This is a genomic window from Streptomyces sp. NPDC051217 (assembly GCF_044455465.1).
Lineage (GTDB): Bacteria > Actinomycetota > Actinomycetes > Streptomycetales > Streptomycetaceae > Streptomyces.
Map to the genome: position 1 here is coordinate 763,985 of NZ_JBITEV010000001.1, position 22,332 is coordinate 786,316.

At 69.4% G+C, this 22,332-nt stretch carries 19 protein-coding genes; 11 read left to right on the forward strand and 8 right to left on the reverse strand.

Features of this window, described 5'->3' with window-relative positions; translation table 11 throughout:
• Positions 1 to 21 precede the first annotated feature (21 nt).
• From ACIBBB_RS03520 to ACIBBB_RS03535, 4 genes are all read right to left on the reverse strand, one after another.
• Positions 22 to 1,254: a PQQ-binding-like beta-propeller repeat protein gene (locus tag ACIBBB_RS03520; protein WP_398978229.1), complete on the reverse strand. Its 1,233-nt coding sequence runs from the start codon at positions 1,252 to 1,254 to the stop codon at positions 22 to 24.
• A 578-nt stretch (positions 1,255 to 1,832) separates the two neighbouring features.
• Positions 1,833 to 3,299, reverse strand: a complete 1,467-nt coding sequence (locus ACIBBB_RS03525) for an aminotransferase class I/II-fold pyridoxal phosphate-dependent enzyme (RefSeq protein ID WP_398978231.1) — start codon at positions 3,297 to 3,299, stop codon at positions 1,833 to 1,835.
• A gap of 36 nt (positions 3,300 to 3,335) precedes the next feature.
• On the reverse strand, positions 3,336 to 4,226 hold the full coding sequence (locus ACIBBB_RS03530) for an SDR family oxidoreductase (protein ID WP_398978233.1): 891 nt from the start codon (positions 4,224 to 4,226) through the stop codon (positions 3,336 to 3,338).
• Between the two features lie 212 nt (positions 4,227 to 4,438).
• On the reverse strand, positions 4,439 to 4,834 hold the full coding sequence (locus tag ACIBBB_RS03535) for a RidA family protein (protein ID WP_398978821.1): 396 nt from the start codon (positions 4,832 to 4,834) through the stop codon (positions 4,439 to 4,441).
• A 136-nt stretch (positions 4,835 to 4,970) separates the two neighbouring features.
• On the opposite strand from ACIBBB_RS03535, the gene ACIBBB_RS03540 reads away from it, so the two are divergent.
• From ACIBBB_RS03540 to ACIBBB_RS03565, 6 genes are all read left to right on the forward strand, one after another.
• Positions 4,971 to 5,975 (forward strand): helix-turn-helix transcriptional regulator, encoded by a 1,005-nt coding sequence (locus ACIBBB_RS03540; RefSeq protein WP_398978235.1) that lies wholly within the window; start codon positions 4,971 to 4,973, stop codon positions 5,973 to 5,975.
• 119 nt (positions 5,976 to 6,094) lie between these two features.
• Entirely contained in the window at positions 6,095 to 7,726 is a 1,632-nt protein-coding gene (locus ACIBBB_RS03545) for a serine/threonine-protein kinase (RefSeq protein WP_398978237.1), read from the forward strand.
• 80 nt (positions 7,727 to 7,806) lie between these two features.
• On the forward strand, positions 7,807 to 8,607 hold the full coding sequence (locus tag ACIBBB_RS03550; protein ID WP_398978238.1) for an SAM-dependent methyltransferase: 801 nt from the start codon (positions 7,807 to 7,809) through the stop codon (positions 8,605 to 8,607).
• A gap of 78 nt (positions 8,608 to 8,685) precedes the next feature.
• Entirely contained in the window at positions 8,686 to 9,261 is a 576-nt protein-coding gene (locus ACIBBB_RS03555) for a GNAT family N-acetyltransferase (protein WP_398978240.1), read from the forward strand.
• 275 nt (positions 9,262 to 9,536) lie between these two features.
• Positions 9,537 to 10,700 carry a hypothetical protein gene (locus ACIBBB_RS03560; RefSeq protein ID WP_398978822.1) on the forward strand — a complete coding sequence of 388 codons (1,164 nt, stop codon included), beginning with the start codon at positions 9,537 to 9,539 and terminating at the stop codon, positions 10,698 to 10,700.
• The gene (locus ACIBBB_RS03565) at positions 10,697 to 11,182 is read left to right on the forward strand and encodes a hypothetical protein (RefSeq protein ID WP_398978242.1); all 486 of its coding nucleotides are present in this window, start codon (positions 10,697 to 10,699) and stop codon (positions 11,180 to 11,182) included. The genes ACIBBB_RS03560 and ACIBBB_RS03565 overlap by 4 nt, the downstream gene beginning before the upstream one ends.
• Before the next feature lie 71 nt (positions 11,183 to 11,253).
• On the opposite strand, the gene ACIBBB_RS03570 is transcribed toward ACIBBB_RS03565, so the two are convergent.
• Positions 11,254 to 13,371: a tetratricopeptide repeat protein gene (locus ACIBBB_RS03570; RefSeq protein WP_398978244.1), complete on the reverse strand. Its 2,118-nt coding sequence runs from the start codon at positions 13,369 to 13,371 to the stop codon at positions 11,254 to 11,256.
• Positions 13,372 to 13,551: 180 nt separating this feature from the next.
• On the opposite strand from ACIBBB_RS03570, the gene ACIBBB_RS03575 reads away from it, so the two are divergent.
• Entirely contained in the window at positions 13,552 to 16,827 is a 3,276-nt protein-coding gene (locus ACIBBB_RS03575; RefSeq protein ID WP_398978245.1) for a tetratricopeptide repeat protein, read from the forward strand.
• A 1-nt stretch (position 16,828) separates the two neighbouring features.
• Here the strand turns inward: ACIBBB_RS03575 and ACIBBB_RS03580 are convergent, their stop codons facing one another.
• Positions 16,829 to 17,740, reverse strand: a complete 912-nt coding sequence (locus tag ACIBBB_RS03580) for a DUF4157 domain-containing protein (RefSeq protein WP_398978247.1) — start codon at positions 17,738 to 17,740, stop codon at positions 16,829 to 16,831.
• Between the two features lie 117 nt (positions 17,741 to 17,857).
• Between ACIBBB_RS03580 and ACIBBB_RS03585 the strand changes: the two genes are divergently transcribed.
• The 3 genes from ACIBBB_RS03585 (at position 17,858) to ACIBBB_RS03595 (ending at position 20,651) form a co-directional block, all read left to right on the forward strand.
• Complete coding sequence (locus tag ACIBBB_RS03585) at positions 17,858 to 18,889, forward strand: hypothetical protein (RefSeq protein WP_398978249.1); 1,032 nt, start codon at positions 17,858 to 17,860, stop codon at positions 18,887 to 18,889.
• A 211-nt stretch (positions 18,890 to 19,100) separates the two neighbouring features.
• Positions 19,101 to 19,679, forward strand: a complete 579-nt coding sequence (locus ACIBBB_RS03590; RefSeq protein WP_398978251.1) for a hypothetical protein — start codon at positions 19,101 to 19,103, stop codon at positions 19,677 to 19,679.
• Between the two features lie 6 nt (positions 19,680 to 19,685).
• Positions 19,686 to 20,651: an SRPBCC family protein gene (locus ACIBBB_RS03595; protein WP_398978253.1), complete on the forward strand. Its 966-nt coding sequence runs from the start codon at positions 19,686 to 19,688 to the stop codon at positions 20,649 to 20,651.
• A gap of 102 nt (positions 20,652 to 20,753) precedes the next feature.
• Here ACIBBB_RS03595 and ACIBBB_RS03600 read toward each other — a convergent pair whose 3' ends face one another.
• Both ACIBBB_RS03600 and ACIBBB_RS03605 read right to left on the reverse strand, forming a co-directional pair.
• Complete coding sequence (locus ACIBBB_RS03600) at positions 20,754 to 21,023, reverse strand: hypothetical protein (RefSeq protein ID WP_398978254.1); 270 nt, start codon at positions 21,021 to 21,023, stop codon at positions 20,754 to 20,756.
• 140 nt (positions 21,024 to 21,163) lie between these two features.
• A complete protein-coding gene (locus ACIBBB_RS03605; protein WP_398978256.1) occupies positions 21,164 to 21,532 on the reverse strand; it encodes a hypothetical protein in 369 nt (122 codons plus the stop codon).
• Between the two features lie 133 nt (positions 21,533 to 21,665).
• Here ACIBBB_RS03605 and ACIBBB_RS03610 point away from each other — a divergent pair, with 133 nt between their 5' ends.
• A complete protein-coding gene (locus ACIBBB_RS03610) occupies positions 21,666 to 22,313 on the forward strand; it encodes a TetR/AcrR family transcriptional regulator C-terminal domain-containing protein (RefSeq protein ID WP_398978258.1) in 648 nt (215 codons plus the stop codon).
• The last annotated feature ends 19 nt before the right edge of the window (positions 22,314 to 22,332 follow it).

Below are 22,332 nucleotides of genomic sequence, written 5' to 3' on the forward strand. Positions count from 1 at the left end.
GGCCCTCGTGGGGTTCCTCCGCTACGTGGGTAGGGCATGCAGCTTCTTGCCGTGCAGGGCGAAGACACGCTTGCCGTCGGTGGCCACCAGCCACGCGTGAGAGTCGCCGGACTTGTCGTTGAACGTCCAGCGCAGTTCACCGGTCTTCGCGTCGATGGCGACGATACCGCCCTGCTTGTCGAGGCTCGTGGCTCCGTAGAGGACGCCACCCGCCTTGACGTACTGCCGGGTCACCTGGACCTCCGCGTCCGCGAGGGCTTTGGACTGCCAGATCTGCTTGCCGGTCCCCGGCTCGACGGCCCGCAGCGTCCGGCTGCTGTCGGCGATGTAGAGCACGCCCTCCACGACGGCAGGCTCCTTGAACGTGGTGAGGCGCTCGGACTTCATGGACCACTTCTCGGCGCCGTCGGACAGACTGAAGGCCTGAAGGCTCTGCCCCTGCGGGACGATCACCAGATTCTCGTGGACGGCGAAGAAGCCGTAGCTCGTCTTTGTCGTCTTGTGTGTCCACACCTGCTGACCGGTGGCGGTGTCGCGCACCGTGAGGTTCTTCTTGAAGTCGGTGTACACGAGATACCGGCCCTGGACAGCGGCGTGGACCCCCATCTGCATGGTGCCGAGGTCACGCTGTTCACTCCACGCCACCCTGCCCGTGCTGCTGTTCAGCGCGGCGATCACGTTGGTCCGGGACGAACCGTCGTCCTCAAGTATCTCGGCGATGACGTACACCTGCTTCTCGTCCACCGCGATCGGCTTCGGCTGCCGGTAGTCCTTGCCCAGGTGGCTGCGCCAGGTCTCCCTGCCCGAAGCCGGGTCGTAGCCGGCGACGGTACCGTCGTACTTGCCGCTGGCCAGGTACAGGGTGCCGTTGCCGACCAGCATCGGCGCACCGGGGACCGCACCGCCCTCCAGCGACCACCGCTCCTTGCCGGTCGCCGCGTCGAAGGCGGCGAGCGGATCACCGCTCGCGATCACCACGCCTCCCACGGCCACGAATTCGTCGTTGTCACCGAAGGTCTGTGCCGAGGTCGACTTCGTCCACAGCGGCTCCGGGGCCTGTCCGTCCTCACGGGCGCCGCCCCCGGACGGCTTGTCACCCGCGGATCCCTCGGATCCGCCTGAGCCCCCGCCGTCCGCCGTGTCCTCGCAGCCGACCGCCCCGGCCGTCAGGAACGCCAGTGTGAGACCACCCCCGGCCAGCCTCAGTGCTCGCCGCCGGGAAGATCCCCCACCCGCCGTGTTGCCACCCAACATGCTGTCTCCCATGGCCATTTCGCGTATCCCCGTGAAGTCGTAAGAGCAGAAACCCGCGCAGGGCGATGCCATACCGGCATGCGGCCCCGCGACCAGGAACGTTAGCCGCTGCCGGGCGCGACGGCAGATGCCGTGAACCAACCGGGACAACGCCGTGCACCAATCGGGACAGCATTCCCGCACGCCGCTCCGTCCCCATGGCGGCCCCCGCCCTCCAGTACCCCGCCTCCGTGGTGCCAGAAGCCCGCGGACAAGCCTCATCGTCCCTACTCGGGACAACGCCGGTGAGTTTCCCGCGCGTTGGAAGCCGTGTCTCCCACTTCAAGAGCGAGCCGGTCGATTGCTCCACAAGCGGCACGCTTCACCTCGACACCGAGAGCGACGCCTTCGAAATATGCTGGCTCAACGGCCGGCCGATCCAGGACACGGTTCCCGGCCCCCGCTTCGCGGGCTACCGTGATCTTGTGTCAGCCTGGCCCGGCCAAGACCCCTGAAGGAAGCCGGGGCGAGCGGCCGGAAGGGCTCGCGGCAGGACCGGCCCCCACGCTGACGAGGAGCCTCGGCCCCCGGCCCCGGTCTCACTCAGCAAGGACCACCCGCACGCTCTCGACCTCGGTATCCGCGGCGTCCGGCACGGCCATCCCGGCCGCCACGCCGTCTCGCAGGTACGTCAGGACCTCGACGGTGACCCGCTCGCCCGGCAGCGCCACCGGGATCCCCGGCGGATAGGGGGTCAGCATCTCCGCGCAGACCCGCCCCACGGCCTGCTTCCACGGCACCCGCTCCACCGCTCCGAAGTACGCGTCACGGGGGAGCATGGCCTGTTCGAGCCGGAGGGCGGCGGGGTCGGGGATCTCGACGGCGGGGGCGGGGCGCAGTTCGGCCGCGTGCTCGGCGACGTCCGCGAGCGCGGTCAGCAGCGCCTCGGCGGTCCCGGCGTCGTCCGCGTGTGTGAGCTGGGCGTTCGTACGGCGGTGGTCCGAGGTGTGGAGGTTGATGCCATGGCGCTCGCGTACCTGATCGGCGACCCGGTAACCGGATGTGCCGAGCGCGGAGACGTCGATGACGATCTGGAGCGGATCCAGGTCGCTGCCCCGCCCCGGTCCGCAGAAGTCCTCCCTCCCGTGCACGCGCAGGCCGTCGATATCCCCGACGCGGGCGCGCACGGTTCGTGCAAGGTCCAGCGCCCCGTCGTAGAGGTCCTGTCCCCGCTCGACCATCTGGCGGCGCCAGCCGTCGAGAGCGGCGTAGACGAGAACGGACGGGCTCGTGGTGGCGAGCAGATCAGCTCGGCTCTTGAGCACCTCGGGCGCGATCAGGTCGCCCTGAAGATGGAACACCGATCCCTGTTCCAGCCCCGAACCCATCTTGTGCACCGAGGTCACGCACACGTCGGCCCCCGCGTCCATCGCCCAGGTCGGCAGCGCCGGGTGGAAGGGCAGATGCGCGCCCCACGCCTCGTCCACGACGAGCGGCCGGCCTCGCTCGTGGCAGATCCTCGCGATCGCCGCGAGGTCGGAGCAGGTGCCGTACGGAGTGGGCGAGGTGACCAGTGCGCCGCGTGCGTCCGGATGTTCGGCGAAGGCCCTCTCGTACGCGGCGGGGGACGGCGCGTGGGCCAAGTGCCGTTCGGCGTCCCACTGGGGGGCGACCCACACGGGCCGCAGGCCCGCGAGTATGAGCCCCGACACCACCGACTTGTGCACGTCCCGGCCCACGAGCAACTTCTCGTGCGGGTTCGCGACGGCCAGTATGGCGGCCTTCACCGACAGGGAGCTGCCGCAGGTGGAGAAGAACGTGTGGTCCGCGTGCACGGCGTGGGCCATCAACTCCTCCGCGAGCTCGATCACCCCGCCCGACGACGTCCGGTCGTCAAGACCGCCGACGGCCAGGACGTCCGAGCGGAAGACGTCGTCGCCGAGGACGGCCGCGACCCGCTCGTCCGTTCCCCGGCCCTGCTTGTGCCCCGGTGGTGTGAACGGCACGTACCCCCGGCGGTGATACGCCTCCAGCGCTTCGAGTACGGGAGCTTGTGAGTGATCCATCGATGTCCGACCTTTCCGACTGCCGGGGAACACGCACTACGGGAGGGGGGTGCCGCCGGTGGCGTTGACGATTTCGGCGGTGATGTAGCTGGCTTGGGGGGAGGCGAGGAAGACGTAGGCGGGGGCCATTTCGGCGGGTTGGGCGGGCCGGCCGAGGGGTGATTGCTTTCCGAATTCGGCTGTGTCGGGCATGGTCGCGGGGATGAGGGGTGTCCAGACGGGGCCGGGCGCGACGGCGTTGACGCGGATGCCGTCTTTGGCCAACATCTGGGCGAGTCCTTGGGTGAAGGTGACGATCGCGCCTTTGGTCATGGCGTAGTCCAGCAGGTGGGGGCTGGGTTTGTATGCCTGTACGGAGGTGGTGTTGATGATGGATCCGCCTCTGGGGATGGATGGCAGGGCCATTTTGCAGAGCCAGAACATGGCGTACAGGTTGGTGTGGACGACCCGGTCGAACTGTTCGGTGGAGATGGCCTGGATGCCGTCGGGCTGGGACATCTGGTAGGCGGCGTTGTTGACGAGGATGTCGATGTGGTCGAACTCCGCGACGGTCCGGCCGACGAGAGCGCGGCACTGTGCTTCCTGGCGGATGTCGCACGCGACGGCGACCGCCGTGCGCCCGGTTTCCTCGATCAGCCGTACTGTTTCCCGGGCGTCTTCCTCCTCCGAGTCCAGGTGGCTGAAGAGGACGTCGGCGCCTTCGCGGGCGTAGGCGAGCGCGACGGCGCGTCCGATGCCGGAGTCGCCGCCTGTCACGAGGGCTTTGCGGCCGACGAGCAGTCCGTGGCCTTCGTAGGACTCTTCGCCGTGGTCCGGGGGCGGGTCCATCGGTCCGCTCCAGCCCGGATGTGACTGGTCCTGCTGGGGGAAGTCCGGCTGTGGGTACTTGCTCACCGGGTCCCCGGATGCCCGCGCGTTGTCAGTCACCTGTACCTCCTGTTGGAAAGACGGAGCATTCATCTGTTCCCGGAAAGGAGCCGTCGAATCCGGCACGTCCAGCCGGCGGGTTGTGGAATACCAGGGTCGAAGCGCCTGCCGTGAGCCTGGAGGCCGCCGAGACCGGGCGGGAGCGGAACTCACCCGGCCGGAGTACGGTGCCCCGCCGCCGTCGGTACCCGTGGTGCGTCTGGGAGGTCGCGTTACGCCACGGCGGTTCCCTCAAGCTCGACCATCAAGGTGGGGACAGCCAGCCGTGTCACCCCGAGCATCGTGGTGGTCGGCGCCACCCCGGCAGCGCCCAACCGCCCCGCCAGCCCGCCGTAGTGCTGGAACAGCAGATCGACGTCGGTGGTGTAGACGTTGAGCCGTACGAGGTTCACGAGGGACATGCCGGCCTCGCCGAGCACCGCCTCCAGGTTGTCGAGGCTCAGCGCCAACTGTGCCGCCATGTCCCCGTCATGCTGGGGCTCGCCGTCGCCGCTCATCGCGGTCTGCCCCGAGATGTACAGGGTCCGGGTGTGCCCGGAGACGACCTCACCCTGGTGGTAACCCATCTCCACCGACCACGGCACCGGGTTGACCGCCGTTCGCTCCACAGCCACATCAGCTCCATTCGATTCGTCGACGCAGCTACGTCCAACGGCTCGGCAGCCGCCCGTTCTGACGTCGTGTCGAGGAGCCTCCCGCACAAATCACGACACCCTTCGTCATGTATTCCGGTAGCGTTTTCGTATGCGTGCCGACCGGTTGGTCTCGCTGGTACTGCTGCTGCGCCGGCGGGGTCGGCTGTCGGCGGCCACGCTGGCCCGCGAGTTGGAGGTATCCACCCGCACCGTGCTGCGCGACATGGAGGCGTTGTCCGCGGCCGGCGTCCCGGTCTACGCCGAACGCGGCCGGAACGGCGGGTTCGCGTTGTTGCCCGGTTTCCGGACAGAGCTCACCGGACTGAACCACGACGAGGCGCTCGCCCTGCTGGTCGCCGGATCACGGCGCGGCGCGCAGGCGTTCGGCCTCGGCTCGGCGCTCGCCTCCGCCATGCTCAAGGTGGTCGACGCGCTGCCGGAAAGCCATCGGGACACCGCGGCCGGCGTGGCCGAGCGACTCCTCATCGACCCGGAGACCGACCTTCTCTCGCGCCGCGTGGTCGCCGAGGAAGTGCCCGACGCCATTGTGGCCGAGGTCCGGCGCGCGGTGTTCGCCGGACACAAGCTGCGCATCCGCTACGCGGCCGCGGGCCAGACACCACAGTGGCGCACGGTGGACCCGATCGGCCTGGTGACCGTACGAGACCAGGGCTACTTGCTGGCGACGAGGTCCGGCGCGGACCGCACCTACCGCCTGTCCCGGGTGCTGGCCGCCGAGGAACTCCCCGAACCCGCGCAGCGGGCGGACCGGGTCGATCTGGACCGGGCCTGGCAGGAACGTGGCACGCGGTTCCGGACCGGCGGTGACCAAGTCGCCGTGCTGGTACGGGTGAACCCGGTGCGGCGGGAGGACCTGGTGGCCACCGCACTGGCCGTCCGATCCGAAGAGGCGGAGGCGGACGGCCGGCTGCGGCTGGAGGTGACCTTCCAGGATTCACGACACGCCGAATGGGCGCTGTGGCAGCTCGCCACGAACGCGGAAGCCCTGGCCCCGCAGTGGTTGCGTACCTCCCTGCGCGACCGCGCCGCCTCGATCGTCACGTGCTACGGAGCGCCGCCCGAGAGTTGCCCGCCTTCCGCGGACGGCCCCTGAGGCGTTCCCGGAGCGCGCTGTCCGCTCCTCTTCACCGGTCGGTCACGGCGCTCCCGCACGACGGCCATCAACAGGCCCAACTGCGGCTTTGCCAAAGGGGAGTTCGTATGATGCAGCCCATGGCAAGTCACGGGGATCTCATAGCGGGGCGCTACCGCATCACGACACCGCTCGGACGCGGCGGTATGGGCACGGTCTGGCGGGCGAACGACGAACTGCTCGGCCGGGCCGTCGCCGTGAAGGAGTTGCACGTCGACGAAGGGCGCTCGTCCGCGGAAGCCGAGAGCCGACGCGAACGCACGATGCGCGAGGCGCGCTCGGTCGCGCAGGTGAAGCACCCCGGCGTCCTCGTCCTGCACGACGTCGTCCAGCATGACGCGCAGCCCTGGCTCGTGATGGAGCTGATCGACGGCAGGTCGCTCGCCGACCGGATCGCCGTGGACGGCCCGGTTCCGCCCGCCGAGGCCGCCCGTATCGGTCTCGCCCTGCTGGCCGCGCTGCGCGCCGCGCACTCGGCCGGCGTGCTGCACCGCGACCTCAAGCCCGCGAACGTACTCCTGGAGGCGGCCACGGGCCGCGTGGTGCTGTCGGACTTCGGGATCGCGCAGGTCGACGGGCAGACGACGCTGACCGAGACGGGCGCGTTCGTCGGCTCCCCGGAGTACACCGCTCCGGAGCGGATGTCCGGGAAGCGAACGGGCCCGGAGTCCGACCTGTGGTCGCTCGGGGTGCTGCTCTGCGCCGCCGTCGAGGGCGAGTCGCCGTTCCGCCGCGACTCGGTGGTGGAGGTGCTGCATGCCGTGGTGATGGACGAGGTCAAGGTGCCCGACTCGGCCGGTGGTCTGCTTCCCGTCCTGAACGGTCTCCTTGAGCGAGATCCCGCGCGGCGACTCGGCGCGGACGAGGTGGAGCGAGCACTGCGCGGCTTTCTGACGCAGGAGCGGATGCCCACCGTGCCCCACACGCCGGTGCCCCCCAAGTCCGTGGACCCGTCTCCGTCCGACGGGCCGGTCGTGCTCGGCGCCGCTCCCGCACAGGCCGGGCGCCCCCGGATCCGTACGGCGCTGCTTGTCGGCGCACTGGTCGTCGTCCTCGCGGCCGGCGGTACCGGTGCGTGGGTCATGACGAGAGACGACTCCCGGGGGGCGGAGGCGACGGGGGCGACGGGGAAGCCCTCCAAGAGCCCCGACAAGCTGAAGATTCCCGGCAAGAAGGCCTCCGACGCTCCCGAACCGCTCGGCGAGGGCACGGGCAAGCCCGATCCCACACAGTCCGCGGACTCTTCCGAGCCTGCCGGTGACCCGGCCCCCGCGGGCTACCGGCAGGTCTCCGACCCATCCGGCTTCACGATGGCGACGCCCACCGGCTTCATCCGCACGGACGAATCGCCCCGGGTCTTCTACAACTCGGCGGACAACGCCTTCCGTATCGGCGTCCATCCCCAGCCGCTGGATCCGAACGGCCCCGTCGCGGTGATGCGGCAGGCGCACGAGGCCGGCCCGTCGGACTACCCCGGCTACCGGGACGGTTCGGTCCGCGAGACCACGCACAACGGATTCCCCGCCGCCGTCTGGGAGTTCACCTGGGACGGCGGCGCCCAGGACGGCGGGCCGCGCCGCACGTACGACCTGAGCTGGAACGAGGGCGGCAAGATGTACGACCTGTGGGTCTCAGCGCCGGCCGATCAGGCGGCAGTGGGCGAGCGTCACTTCATCGAGGCGCACAGGTCGTTCGCGCGGACGGGCTCCTGACGCGAGGACCTTCGTGTCCTCCACACACGCATTAGCCTTGCCGTGAAGTCCGGCCAGTGACAAAGGTATGGAGCGCGGCGATGCGGAACCCGAAGGATCGGATCGACACCACGACGGCGCACTCGGCGCGGGTGTACGACTACATTCTCGGCGGCAAGGACCATTACCCGGTCGACATCGAGGCGGGTGACGCGATGTGCCGTCACTGGCCCGCGCTGCCCGTGCACATGCGGGAGAACCGCCGCTTCATGCACCGTGCGGGCCGGTTTCTCGCGGGTGAGAAGGGCATCCGGCAGTTCCTCGACATCGGCACCGGGCTGCCCACTTCACCCAACCTGCACGAGGTCGTCCAGGAGGTCGCGCCCGAGTCCCATGTGGTCTACGTCGACAACGACCCGATCGTCCTCGCCCACGCCCGCGCCCTGCTGAACAGCGGTTCAGAAGGTGCGACGGCCTACATCGACGCCGATATGCGGGACCCGGACTCCATCACGCGAAGCCCGGAGTTCCGGGCGCTGCTGGATCTGGACGAGCCGGTCGGTCTGATGGTCATCGGCATCATGCACTTCATGCCGCCGCCGGACGACCGGGAGCTCGTAGGGCGCCTGCTGGAACCTCTCCCGCCGGGCAGCCATCTGGCGATGACGATCGGCACCGCCGACTTCGCGCCGGAGGAAGTCGGCCGGGTGGCGGAGGAGTACAAGCGGCAGAACATGCCGATGGTGCTGCGCGACCACTCCGCCTCTCTCGCCTTCTTCGACGGCATGGAACTGGTCGAACCCGGCGTCACCCAGGTCCACAAGTGGCGGCCGGAGGCCGAACAACAGCGCGTCCACGACCCCGACATCGCGATGTACGGCGCGGTGGCACGCAAGCGTTGACCGATGGGCGGATCCCGTCGCCGGAAGCGGGGCGACCCCTCGGCCCGGCCCGAGCGGGCGGACTGGGATACTCCGGTCATGGACGCCGGGCTGACGGGCAACAGGGCGAGACCGGACGTGGCCGTGCCCGCACGGACCGGGTCGGCGCACGGCACGGGCTGGAATCTGCGTTCCGCGGCGGCAGCGGACATCGAGGCCGTCGCGGAGCTGCGGGCCACTGTCATGCGCGCGGACCTGGAACGTCTGGGCCGCTACGACGAGCACCGGGTGCGGCAACGACTGCGGGATTCCTTCTCCACGCGGCACACGTCGATCGTCATGATCGACCACGAACTCGTCGGCTGCGTCACGGTCCGGCCCTCCGAAGGCAGGCAGTGGCTGGAGCACTTCTACCTTGCTCCGCACTGTCAGGGCCGAGGGCTCGGATCCGCCGTACTGCGCACGGTTCTGGAGCGGACGGACGCGCAAGGCACGACCGTGGCTCTGAACGTTCTGCGAGGCAGTGGCGCCCGTCGACTCTATGAGCGCCACGGATTCGTCGTGGAGGCCCAGGACCCGATCGATGTCTTCATGGCGCGCCCGCCCAGCCGGGCCGGCGGGCCGGCGCGCCACGAACTCGATCGCGGCCCGGGGCGCCGGATGCCGGGCGAGTAGTGCCACAGCGCCGGCGGCTTCCCAGCAGTCCGCCGCAAGGTTCTCGCAAGGGTCCGTCGAGCCTTCCGTCCCCACTGCCGGGCATCCCGTCGGCAGATGAAGTTCGTGGCACTCGGAAGAGAAGTCAACAGGGGGACGCCATGCCGGCGTTGAGCACGACCGGATCGAGTACGAGCGAAGCGAGCAGGTTCCAAACGGGAACGACGGAAACGGGCATCAACGAAACGGGCATCAACGAAGCGAGCGCGGGTGAGTCGCGGCAGTGGCTGACCTTGGTGGGGCGCAAGAAGGTGCTCGCCGTGGTTCACACCGTGACGTACGGGAAGCGGCTGCTCGACGTCCTCGCGCTGCTGGAAGGCGACTTCCGGCTGCAAGTGGTCTTCACCGCACCGCCGCACGCCTTCGGCGACGACGTGCCCGCCTTCCTCACGCGGCTGGGGAGCGTGGTGCTGCCGTGGGAGCAGGCGACGCGCATGACCTTTGATCTCGCCCTGGCCGCGGGGCCGCGCGGTGTGCAGTACATAGACGCGCCGCTGATCACCCTGCCGCACGGGGCCAACTACCTGAAGCGGGTGGTCGGAGGAGCGAACGCCGGTGTGGCGGGGTTGCGCAGGCGGGATCTGCTGCCCGGCGGGAGGCCGCCCGCCGCCGTGGTCGTGCCGCACCTCGCCGAGTTGCGGGAGCTGGCGCGTGATTGCCCGGAGGTGCTTCCGCTGGCGCACGTGACCGGTGATCCCGCACACGACAGGATCACCGCCAGCCTGCCGCTGCGCGCCGCGTACCGCAGGGCGCTCGGGCTCGCCGACGAGCAGAAGCTGGTGGTCGCGGTCTCGACGTGGGGAGCGCAGTCGTCCTTCGGCCGGTTCGACGCGCTGCTGCCGCGGCTGATCGGCGAGTTGCCGGCGACGCGCTACCGCACGGCCCTGCTCGTCCACCCCAATGTATGGTCGGGGCACGGCGCCTATCAGATCCGCTCGTGGCTGGCACGGTGCGGCGAACTCGGTATGGCGCTCGTGCCGCCGGAGGCGGACTGGCGCAGTGTCCTCATCGCGGCGGACTGGATCATCGGTGATCACGGGTCGGTGACTCTGTACGGGACGCTCACCGGTGCGCCGATGCTGCTGGCCACGTCGCCGGAGCGGGAGATCAATCCGTCGTCGCCCGCCGCGGCCCTCGCGGCCCACGCGCCGGCGCTGTCCCCCACCCACCCGCTGGTGGACCAACTCGACTACGCGGCAAGGGAGTACCGGCCCGACGAGTACGCCGCGATCGCGGCGCGCATCACCTCGGAGCCCGGCCGGTTCAACCGGAACATGCGCAGGCTGATGTACAGGCTGCTGGGAATGGGCCAGCCCGCGCACGAGCCGGTGACCGTCCCGCTGCCGGAGCCGCCGCCGCTGCCCGCGTGGGTACCGGGGCGCGGGGAGGTGTCGGCGTGAGGCGCTTCGTCGTGGTCGAGGCGAGCGCGGTCCCGGCTGTCCTGCACGCGCGTTGCGCCGATGCGTCGTTCAGCGTGCGCCTCGGCGGTGCGGCGGATCTTCGCTGCGAACCGGTCATCGACGAACACCTCGTCGTGGACGCCGACACCTGCCGGGACGGCAGCCTGCTGGACTGCGCCGACGTACTCCAGGGAAGCCGGGCGCACACCGTGGCCGACGCGTTGCGACGGTTGACGGACCTCACGTCGGCCCACCCGGCCCGCGGCATCGCCGCCGTACCCCTGACCGGTGTCGCGGGCGCGGGCGGCTGGGCCGTGGCCGGCGGCACCGACCGGGCCGTGATTCTCGTACCGTACGAGACGCACCAGGCGTACGCGGTGTCCGGCGAGCGGTCGTTGTTGCCGTCATGCCTGCACACCTGGCTGGTCGCGGGGCGCTCGCTGCGGGAGTGGCCGCAGGCCCGCGTCGCACCGCTCGGCTGAGCGCCGTCACACATTGAACGCCGACCCACCGGGGCCGGGCCGTCACCAACGGCCCGGCCCCACCCGCCCGTTCACCCGCCTTCCGCGAGCCGCCGCGCGTCGGCGGGGCTCGTGGCCTCGAACAGAGCGAGCGCCCGCGCGCGGAAATCCTCCGCCGCCGGCCCGTCACCGTGCTCCGCAGCACTCTCGCCGAGCATCTCCAGGGTGCGCGCCTGCCAGAACGCCGCTCCGGACCCGGTGAAGACCAGCAGCGCCTCGTTCATCCTCGCCACGCCCTCCGCGTACGAACCCGCCCGGACACCGGCGCGCCCCAGGAAGGCGAGGGCGCGCGCCGCGTCGTGGGGGTCGTTCACCGCCACCATCGCGGCGTGGGCCTGGCTGAAGCAGGCGACGGCCTCGTCCGGCGCGCCCGCCGCGAGCGCGATCTCGCCGAGAGCGGTGCGGGCGAGAGCCGCGCCCCGCGGGTATCCGCAGCCCTCCCACACCGTGATCGCCCGGTTCAGATACCTGACGGCCTCAGCCGGTCGCCCCGCCTCGCGATGGCACGCGCCGAGGCCCAGCAGCGCCTGGCCCTCATCTCGTACGTCGCCGGCGTCGCGCGCGGCCTGGAGGGAGTCCCGATACCAGGCCGCGGCCTCCTCGGTGCGGCGGGCGGCGCCGAGGCCGATGGCCCCGGAGTTGAGCATCTGGCGCTCGGCCGCCCTGTTCCCGGCCCGCCGAGCGGCCGCCAGGCCGATCTCGTGGGCCTCGATCCAGTCGGAGTAGTGGCGTAAGCGCAGGAAAAGCGGCCACATGGCGTCCACGAGCATCCAACTTGTATCGTGCCAGCCGCTGTTGGCGGCAGCCCGTACGGCACCCATCAGATGCGTCCGGTGAGCGTCGAGCCAGCCGAGCGCCGCGACGTCGTCGGCGAACGGCAGCGGAAGGTCCGGCCGGTGGACGTAGGCCCGGGGGAGGGTGAACTGCACCGGGGTCAGCCGCTCCTGAGCCGCAGTCGCCGTGTACAGGCACCAGTCGCAGAAGCGCCGCAGCGCCTCCTCGCGGGCGGCGTCCGTGTCGTCCTCACGAGAGCGGTCGTGCGCGTGGATCCGTACGAGATCATGGAAGCGGCAGGCCTCCGGGCCGAAGTCCTCCACAAGGTTCGCCTCGACCAGCTCGTCCAGCCTGCGCTCCGCCCACTCCACCGACTCACCGCAGGACGCCGCGGCGATCCCCGCGTCGAAGGTCCGCACCGGGAGCAGACCGAGTGTCCTGTACAGGCGGGCGGTCTCCTCGCTCAGTACGGCGTACGACGCGTCCAGAGCCTTGTGCACCGAGGTCTCCCCTTCGACTTCGAGCGCGGCCAGCCGAACCCCGCCCGCCTTCCGGTCGAGAGCGTCCGCGAGCGCCCCCACCGACTGTCTGGGCCGGCTCGCGAGCCGGGCGGAGGCCAGGCAGACCGCCAGCGGAAGGCCCGCGCAGAGGGCCACCACGCGGCGGACCGCGGGGAGTTCGCCCGCGACGCGGTCCGCGCCGATCCCACGGGTGAGCAGTTCGACCCCTGCGGCCGGACCGAGCGCGTCGAGCTGATGGAACCCGGCTCCCTCCATACGCAGACCGGTCAGCCTGCGGCGACTGGTGACGACCACGAGGCCGCCGGGCCCGCCGAGCAGCAACGGCCGGATCTGGGCGGCGGTGAAGGAGTTGTCCAACATGACCACGATCCGCAGCTCGGCGGTGAAGGACCGCCACAGCGACGCCAGTTCGACCGTGTCCGTGGACGGTGGCCCGGCGCCCAGGGCCCGCAGGAACTGGCCGAGGACCTCCGCCGGTCCCAGCGGCCCGCCCGCCGAGTGCCCGCGCAGGTCCGCGTACAGCTGTCCGTCGGGGAACTCGGTACGCAGCGAACGCAGCCATTTGGACACCAGCGTCGTCTTGCCGATTCCGGCCGGACCGCTGACGACGATCAGCGGCAGTCCCGAGTCGCGAAGACCGTTCAGCGACGCGACATCTCCCTCCCGGTTGGTGAAGTGGGCGGGCACGGGCAGCAGTTGCCGTGGCGGCGCGGGCCGCTCGGGTGCGGCGGGCGCGGGATGGAGGTGAATGCCGCCGTGCACCTCACGGGCCTGGACAGTGGGACCGTACAGTCGCGCGTCGCCACTGATCTCATTCCCGTGAGGCCCTTGCGCGGCCGTATTCTGCTCACTCATCCATCCGCCCCCCGCAGATCGATTGCCGTTTACACGGACCATTTCGGTCCTACCCCGGCGCGACGTGGAATGACCATCCGGAATAAGAACGGATCGCGCCAAGTATGGCAACGGTCTATGGCGGCATTCGCCGCGTGATGTCATGCTCGTGGGCCATCCGACGAACCAGCGGGGGCGCTGGTGGAATTCCAGATTCTCGGACCGGTGGGGCTTCGGCTGAACGGGCGCTGGCTGACGCTCGGATCGGACAAAGAGCGGGTGTTGCTCGCCTCGCTCGCACTCGACGTGGGCCGTCCCGTCGCGATCAGCGCGCTCATGGAACGGCTCTGGGACGGCGACCCACCGGAGCGCGCCCGCGAGAACGCGCACACCTACGTCTCACGCCTCCGCCGCCGACTGCGGGACGCCGGTACGGGGCCGGGCGCGCCCACCATCATCGGCCGGGCGCACACGTACACCCTGCTCACCGCGCGTGACACCGTGGACCGGCAGCGATTCCAGCACTTCGTCGACGCCGCGTTCAGCGGTGACGGTGACCGCGACGAGCGAGTTGTCGAACTGCTCGCCCGTGCCGAGGAGTTGTGGCAGGGCGAAGCTCTGGCGGGCCTGCCCGGCTTCTGGGCGTCGACCGTACGAAAGGCGCTGGCCGAGACGCGTCTCAGCGCGAGCGCTTCGCGTATCGCCGCCGGGCTGCGGCTTGGTCGATTCGCCGAACACGTCGGTGAGTTGTCCGCGCTGGTCGACCGGCACCCAGGAGACGAGACGCTGCTCGGTCAGCTGATGCTCGCGTACTACGGCAGCGGACGGTACGCGGACGCGCTCCGGGTCCACCAGAGGGCCCGGCAGTCGCTCATGGCCGATTACGGGGCGCTCCCGGGCGCCGAGTTGAACGCCATTCACCAGGGGGTGCTGGCCCGTGTACCGGCACGTGAGCTGGCGCAGGGAGGAGGTACCGCGGAGCGAACGGCCGGTCCGCTCAAGGCCGTCGCGGGCGCTCCTGCGGCGCCTGTGCGTGACGAGGCCGCGCCCGAGATGCCCCCGCCCGACGTGCCGCCACCCCGGAATCTCCCCCAGCAACCGGCGCTCGTGGGCCGCCGGTCGGAGTTACAGGCGCTGACCTCGATGATCGCCGACAAGGGGGCGCACGACGGATCGGTCGTCTTGGTGGAGGCGGTCAGCGGCATGGCCGGCGTGGGCAAGACCGCCCTGGTCGTCGCCACCGCCCGGCTGCTGGCCGAGAGGTACCCAGACGGCCAGCTCTACATCAACTTGCGCGGGCACTCACCCGCCCAGGAACCGGTCACGGCCAGGGCGGCGCTGGCGACTGCGCTGAGGTTGCTCGGCGCGCCCGCTTTCTCCATTCCGGCGGAGCTGGAGGGACGGACGGCCCTGTGGCGGACCATGCTGGCCGAGCGCAGAGTGGTCATCGTCCTGGACGACGCGACCGGACCGGAACAGGTCGGGCCACTGCTGCCGAGCGGGTCACCGTCCCTGACGATCATCGCCAGTCGCCGCCATCTGACCGGTATCCCGCAGGCGTTGTCGGTCCCGCTCGACGTCCTGTCGAGGGAGGACGCGATCACGCTCTTCCGCGGCTTCGCGGGCGAGGAGCGCACCAGGGACATCGCGGAGACCGAGCGAGTTGTCCGCCTGTGCGGGTATCTGCCGCTCGCGATCGAGCTGGTGGCGCACCGATTTCGAGCCCGTACGTCCTGGACGCTGGGGGTCCTGGCCGCGCGTCTGGCTCGAAGTCCGGGGCGGCTGGCGGAAATTCGCACCGCGGATCAAGAGCAGGAAATGACCCGGGCTTTCGCACTGTCCTACCGGACTCTCACCGCGCAGCAACGCACCGCGTTCCGCCGCCTCGGACTGCATCCCGGACCGGATTTCACGGCCGACGCGGCGGCCGCCCTGCTGGGCCTGCCGGCGGATACGACGGAGCGATTACTTGAGGGCCTGCTGGCATGTCACCTGCTCAGAGAGCCCGTACCGGACCGCTATCGCTACCACGACCTATTGCGTGAATATGCCTGCGGATTATGCAATTCGGAGGACGGTGAGCACGAACGCGACCAGGCCGTCGCCCGCCTGACGGATTTCTATGTCACGACGGCCGACCTCGCGGATCGCGTCGCCCATCCCCGCCGCATACGGACGGCCCCAGCACCCCCGTCCCTGTCTCCGGCTCCCTCTTTTCCGGACACCGCCGCCGCACGGGCCTGGCTGGCCGCCGAGCGCGGAAACCTCCTGGCCGTAGAAGACCACGCCCGTCGCGGCGGCGCCCCCGAGCGCGCGGCCCTACTGGCCTGTGCCCTGGCGGGGTTCTTGCAGGCGGAGTGTTACTGGCAGGACGCGAAGAAACTCCTGCGATACGCCGTCGCCCACTGGGAGCGAACGGCGGACGAGCCGGCGCTCTGCCACGCCCTGATCGACCTGTGTGCGGCGGAGGCGAGCGTCGGGAGTTACGCGGAGGCCGCCGAGGCGGGAGAGCGGGCGTTGGAGCTCGCGCGTGCGCTGGGCGACGGTCCGGCCGAGGCCGAGGCGCTGCGCGTACTCGGCACGCTGAACTGGCATCTCGGCGAGAATCGCAAGGCTCTCGTCCTGCTCCAGAAATCCCTCGCCATCAAGTCGCTCTCGGGTGACGTGTGGGACAAGGCCCGCAGCCGAAACAATGTCGCGGTCACTCTCCTGCTCCTTGGAGAACACGATCGGGCGTTACAGCATTTTCGAAATGCCCTCGAAGGGTTCAGGGAAGCGGAAGACGAGACCTCCTCCGCCAAGACGCTCAACAATATCGGGGAATTGCAGATGCAGGCCGGTGAATTGGTATCGGCCCGTCGTTCGTTCGAGGAATCCCTGTCTTTTCTGGAGGCTGCCGGAAGTCGGTACGACCGCGCGACGGTACGAAGGAATTTGGCCGGAGTCCTCACGGAGTCCGGAGAATCCCCTGCGGCTCTCATTCTGTTCGGGGAGACCCTCTCGGAGTTTCGGTCCCTCGGCGACAGGAAGAGTCAGGCCGAGGCTCTGGTCGGGATCGGCGAGGCCCACTGGCGACTGGGAGACGTGCGGGAATCCGTCCGGCACTGCCTCGAAGGACTGATGATCGCGCAGGAGATAGGAGCGGCCCGACACGAGGTCCAGGCTCTGCGGCGGCTCGGGCGCGCCGACTTCGCCGACGGCCGATTGGCCGCCGCGACGGGTCGCCTCCGGGCCGCGGTGGCTGTCGCCACCCGCACCCATGACGTCGACGAGGAAACTGCCGCGCGGATGCTGCTGGCCGAGGTGCGACTCGCGGCGGGGGATATTGATGAAGCGCTCATGACATTACGTCAAGCATTCGAATTAGTGCGACATCGGGACACTGTTGATGCGCGTAGAATTGGTCGCCGTCTGAGCGATGTCGAACGCATGGTTGATGGTGAATCGGATGTACGTTCTACGCTGCGCGACGAATAGTTCACACGGTAGTACGTTCGCTCATGCAAATTCGGTAATCTTTTCGATATGATGTAGCCTCCCACCTGTTGAAGATCGACAGTCTTGGGAAGGAAACCTCGAACGTGTACAACATCCTGGCGGTCAACACCCTCGATTTTTTGACCGTCTTGGTACAGAACGGCTGCATCATGATCTGAAGCGGCACGCCGGTTGAGACCGGGGCCCGCCGAGGTGGTCGCAAACGCCACCCCGGCGGGCCCGCGTTCTTGTGTGGCCCGGCAGGGCGGTGGCCGAAGAACTCGACCTCCGCCAGGGCGATCCGGCGGTCCCTCCCGGTGCCGTACGCCGAGTCGACCGCGAGTCCGGCCCGTACGGTGTCGGAGCCGCGCAGGTCGAAGGTCTGCTCACCCGCCCGGCCCCGCAGCCGGATGGAACGAGTCGTCAACTCGCCCTCGTGCAAGGTCAGTTGGACGGCGCCCCGCGCGGGGCGGGCCTGGGTGAGGAATCCGTCCTTGCGGGCCGACGTACCCGAGAACACCAGCACCGGTCCTTGGCGCTGCTGGATCACATGGGTCAGCTCATGGGTGAGGGCGGTACGGCCCTGCGGCGACGACGGGTCGTACGCGTCGCGCTGGAAGACCACGTTATTGCCCACGGTGTACGCGTGCGCGCCCATCCGGCTCCCCAGATCCGTACGGGTCTCGGTGTCGAGGGGCGAACCGCCGGACGACACGACCTCGTGCACCGGCGGACGCCGCTCCTCCTCGGCCTGCTCCGTCGAGCAGTTCCGGGCACGCTGGATCACCGGGCCGAGCGCGCCGTTGCCGACGGTCCGTTGGAGGAGACCCATCCCGGCGGTGCCGATCACATCGGTACGCCCGGTGGCCGCCGCGCGGTAGAGGTGGTGGGCCCGCCCGTCCAGGCCGCGCACCGGCCCGACCGGGGCACCCGCCGGTGCTGCTTCGGGGAGCCCGCAGGGGCAATTGCGTCGTCCGAGGAGGCGCATGACACTGGGAATGCGGGGGCGCTTCCAATGAGGATGTGCCGTATGAGCCAGAGCGATGACAACAGGAACGAGTACGACGAGGAGGAGACGGAGGTCGTCGACGCGGAGCCTGCCGGCTATGCGGATGATGACGAGGTCGGCGAAAAAGAGCCCGACGTCTATCTCGATGTTCCGGTGCTCAAAATCGACGAGATTCAACTGGGTGTGCATGACCTACGTGCACATGTGTCGCTCCAGGCCGAAGTCCTTGATCTGCTCAAGCTGAACGTCGGGGCCGATGTCGCGCTCGGTTCGGTCGAGCTCGATATCAAGGGCGTTGAGGCGCAAGCACAGTTGAAAGTCCGCCTGCACAATGTCGCGACCATAGTCAACCGCGTACTGACGACGATCGATCGGAACCCCGAGATCCTGGACCAGCTCGGCAAAGGCTTGGGAAAGGCGGTCGAGGACGTCGGTACGGGGGCGGGGAAGGCGGCCGGCGAGATCGGCAAAGGCGCGGGGGGTGCCGCGGAGAGCGTGGGCCAGGGGGCCGGGGAAGCCGTGCGGGATGTCGGACATGGGGCCGGTGAGGCAGTGGAAGACGTCGGCGAGGGTGCCGGTGAGGCCGTCGAGGACGTCGGCGAGGGTGCCGGTGAGGCCGTCGAGGACGTCGGCGAGGGTGCCGGTGAGGCCGTCGAGGACGTCGGCGAGGGCGCTGGTGAGGCCGTCGAGGACGTCGGCGAGGGCGCTGGTGAGACCGTGGAAGACGTCGGGAAGGGGGCCAAGGGCGCGGCGGAGAATCTGGGGGAGAGCGCCGGCGAAGCCGTCGAGGACGCCGGGAAGGACATCACCGGAACGGCGAAGAACGTCGCCGGTGACGTTGGGCGAGAAGCCGCCGACGAGACGGCCGAGACCGCCGACACGGCAAAGAAACAGACTGGAAAGTCCGAGGACGGTGATGCGGCGCGACGGAGGACTCCGGCCGCCAAGAACGCGCGGAAACCGGTCAGGGCTCCCGATGGGCGCGGTGGCGACGCGCACCATAAGCGGCGGAGCGACCGGACAGCCCGGCGTCGTGACGCGTACAAGCGCTGAATTTCGCGAATGTGCTCTGTCGCAGATGTATTTCCAGGGAGGGTTCACCCAAATGGCGTTCCGGTGATGCGCGGAGCAGAGTTGAACAGGTGGGTGGAAAACCGTCCCACGCGCGATAACCGTCGGCTTCGTGGCTACGACAGAGCGTAAGAAACCTTGAGTGCGCGGGCTGCTTCGGCCGAGACGAGAACCTCGCGAAGGAGGTTGACTCATGCAGGAACAGACGAAAGTCGCCGTGGCCACGGCCATCATGGGCGGCTACGTACTGGGCAGGACCAAGAAAGGCCGTCTCGCGCTGATGGCCGCCACGATCGTGGCCGGGAGGGGGCTCGGAGGCCCCCGGGAACTGGCAGCGAAGGGCGCCCGTCGGCTTGGGGACGTGCCAAAGGTCGCGGAGTTGGGGGACCAGTTCCGGGGTCAGGGTGTGGAAGCCGCGCGCAACGCGCTGTCGGCCGTCACCGACCGGGGCATGGGTTCGCTGGCCGACGCGATCAGCGGCCGCGCCACGGCGCTCAGTGCGAAGGACGACGAGCAGGAAGAGGAGGAGGACACGGAGGAGGACACGGAGTACGAGAACGAGGAGGAAGAGGAAGAGGACGAGGAGGGGGACGAGGAGGAAGAGGAAGAGGAACCGCCGTCCGCGAAGCGCCGGCGCCCCAGCCGCGCCTCCGGTGCGCGCCCGGGGCCGAAGAAGAAGGCCGCCGCCAAGAAGGCGCCCGCGAAGAAGGCCGCGCCCGAGAAGAGGGCGGCGAAGAAGACCGCATCGTCCCGCTCCAGCCGTCGGAGGTGATTCCGTATGACCAGCACCAAGGAGGACACCGCCGCCGATACCGCACCCTCGAACGCCCAGAGGCTGCGTGGGGAACTCTCCCACTACGTCTCATTGAGGCTGGACCGTGCCGTTGACAAGGTGGGTGGCAAACTGACCGACCTCACGGGCCAGTTGACGGACGTCGCGGACAACGGTGGGCAGCTGCCCGCGATCGGCTCCCGCATCCTGCACGGCGAGTCGCCGATGCGCTCCCTGGTCTCCGAGAAGGCGAAATCCGTCAAGGACTCCGTGGTGGACAAGGCCAAGGACGTGACGGGCATCGGCGGGGGCAAGCCGGGCTCCGGGGACCTGAAGGTGACGAACATCGTCGAAGTCCAGGACGTGGGTGTGCCGCTGAGGACCGCGTACGACTACTGGACCGAGTACGAGAAGTTCGCCGATTTCGCCAAGGGAGTGGGCAACGTCTCGAAGGACGAGGACGACGCCACGACCAGCAAGTGGACGACGAAGGTGGGTCCTTCCACCCGCAACTTCGAGGCCACCACCCTGGAGCAGATCCCGGACGACCGCATCGTATGGACGTCCGAGGGCTCAAGGGGCACGACTCATGGGGCCGTCAGCTTCCATGAGATGGCGCCAAACCTGACCAGGATCGTCCTGGTGGTCGAGTACTACCCGTCCGGCTTCTTCGAGAAGACCGGCAACCTCTGGCGCGCCCAAGGCCGCCGCCTGCGGCTCGACTTCAAGAACTTCCAGCGGTACGTGACTCTCACCGACACCGAGCCTCAGGCCTGGCGCGGGGAGATCCGGGACGGCGAAGTCGTCCGGACACACGAAGAGGCCATGGAGGAGGAGAACGAGGGAGACGAGGAGGCGCCCGAGGACCAGGAGGACGACGACCAGACCGAGGAAGACGAGACCGAGGGGGATGAGGAAGAGGAGGAAGAGGAGGGGGACAAGGAAGACGACGACGAGGAACGGAAGGGCTAGCCCTGTCGTTGTCTCGACGCGAGAGGCCCACATCCCAACGGGATGTGGGCCCCCACGGCCTGTCCTGTGGATCAGGCCCCTCGCCGATGCGGAGTCACGAGGTCACTTCGCGTCCCGTTCCGGCATGGGGGAGTAGGTGGTCGGCCCCGGAGTCTTGCCCTCCGGGGGGTAGTCGCAGTCGAGAGTGGACGTCTCGTAGTCGTTGCCCTCGTTCTGTTCCTGGTCGACGACCACCGCCGCGGTGCACGCGCGGCCGTGCTCGTCGGTGAACGTGACTATCTCGCTGTAATCCGTCGGGGCGGTGCTGCACCCCACGAGCAGCAGCGTCGCCCCCGCGGCCGCCGCCACGCCGAACCCCCGTACCCGCTTCATCTGTTACCCCTCCACGTCCGCTTTCACCGACCGACTCGGCTGCCGCGCCGCACCGTGAGCGGCGACGACGGCCCGGTTATCGTGCCCAGAAGACGGCGGTCCTGGATATGACCGGAGGGTGATGTCCAGCCGAACATTCGTCAGTGGTGTGCCGGGGTCGTGGGCTGTCCGACGTGGGGCTCGGACCGGGTCGGCAGATTCCCGCGCCAGGCGAAGAGCACGGTCATCACCATGCAGACCAGCGCGAAGAAGACGACCCCGCCTATCTCGCCCCTGACGAAGTACGAGAAAGAGGCGACCGTGAACACGCCGGACGCCAGCCCGAACGAGGACGTGAGCACGGGCACAGCCCGCTCTCCCGGCAGTACAGCGCCGATGGCCAGCGCGGCGACGATCACCGCGTCGGGGACGACGAACGCGCTGTCCACGTCGCTCAGCAGGAGATTGACGAGCGTTCCGAGGCTGATGAAGACAGCCGCGTATCTGCCGGTGGTGAGGGTGTTCGGCACTGCCGCCTCCTTGGGCGCGGCACCGCGGACGCGACGGAACTCCGCCGACCGCGGTGGTCGATTTCATTTGTCTACACCGTAGACGCGTCCGGGGTCTTTGTCTACGCCGTAGACAAGGTGCGACAATGGGAGCATGTCCAAGCCGCGCTTCCTCACCCCCGACCTGATCGCCCGTACAGCCCTGGAGCTGGGCGACCACACTGGCGAGAAGGCGATGACCATGCGCCGGATCGCCTCGGAGCTGGGCTGCGACCCCATGGCGCTCTACCGGCACTTTCGCAGCCGCGAGTTGCTGCTCGACGCCGTCGCCGATCTCGCCGTCGCCGACGCGGCCGATCCCGACCCGGATCTCGCCTGGGACGAGCGGATCACGGCGACGGCGCACGCCATCCGTGGCGCCGCGCTGAGGCATCCCGGGATCTCGGCCCACATCGCCTCACGCCCGCCCATGGGGGAGAACGGCCAGCGGCTCGGAGCGGCCATGCTCACGGCGCTGGACGAGGCCGGGCTGTCGCCCGTCACGGCCGTACGGAGTGTGCAGACGCTCGTGGCCTACCTGGCCTCCTCCTTGGCCATGGCCGTACGAGCGGGGGTGCGGGACCAGCGCTGGGAGGAAGTGCGCGACGTCATCTCCGAGTTGCCCGAGGCCGAGGCGCCGGGCGAGGAGCTGTTCGTCGTCGGGTCCGCCGAGCAATTCCGTTTCGGGCTAAGGCTGTTGATGGCCGGCATCAAGGCAGAAGCGGTCGCCGAGTCCGAGGCGGAGGGGACCGGTTCGCGGTAGGCGGATGTGAAGCCCCCGT

Excerpts from the sequence above, each read along its gene's own strand:
- ACIBBB_RS03600 (WP_398978254.1), bottom strand. The coding sequence starts at position 21,023 with ATGAAGCGGGTACGGGGGTTCGGCGTGGCGGCGGCCGCGGGGGCGACG.
- ACIBBB_RS03610 (WP_398978258.1), top strand. The coding sequence starts at position 21,666 with ATGTCCAAGCCGCGCTTCCTCACCCCCGACCTGATCGCCCGTACAGCC.
- ACIBBB_RS03540 (WP_398978235.1), top strand. The coding sequence starts at position 4,971 with ATGCGTGCCGACCGGTTGGTCTCGCTGGTACTGCTGCTGCGCCGGCGG.
- ACIBBB_RS03570 (WP_398978244.1), bottom strand. The coding sequence starts at position 13,371 with ATGAGTGAGCAGAATACGGCCGCGCAAGGGCCTCACGGGAATGAGATC.
- ACIBBB_RS03595 (WP_398978253.1), top strand. The coding sequence starts at position 19,686 with ATGACCAGCACCAAGGAGGACACCGCCGCCGATACCGCACCCTCGAAC.
- ACIBBB_RS03545 (WP_398978237.1), top strand. The coding sequence starts at position 6,095 with ATGGCAAGTCACGGGGATCTCATAGCGGGGCGCTACCGCATCACGACA.
- ACIBBB_RS03520 (WP_398978229.1), bottom strand. The coding sequence starts at position 1,254 with ATGTTGGGTGGCAACACGGCGGGTGGGGGATCTTCCCGGCGGCGAGCA.
- ACIBBB_RS03550 (WP_398978238.1), top strand. The coding sequence starts at position 7,807 with ATGCGGAACCCGAAGGATCGGATCGACACCACGACGGCGCACTCGGCG.
- ACIBBB_RS03590 (WP_398978251.1), top strand. The coding sequence starts at position 19,101 with ATGCAGGAACAGACGAAAGTCGCCGTGGCCACGGCCATCATGGGCGGC.
- ACIBBB_RS03555 (WP_398978240.1), top strand. The coding sequence starts at position 8,686 with ATGGACGCCGGGCTGACGGGCAACAGGGCGAGACCGGACGTGGCCGTG.
- ACIBBB_RS03525 (WP_398978231.1), bottom strand. The coding sequence starts at position 3,299 with ATGGATCACTCACAAGCTCCCGTACTCGAAGCGCTGGAGGCGTATCAC.
- ACIBBB_RS03585 (WP_398978249.1), top strand. The coding sequence starts at position 17,858 with ATGAGCCAGAGCGATGACAACAGGAACGAGTACGACGAGGAGGAGACG.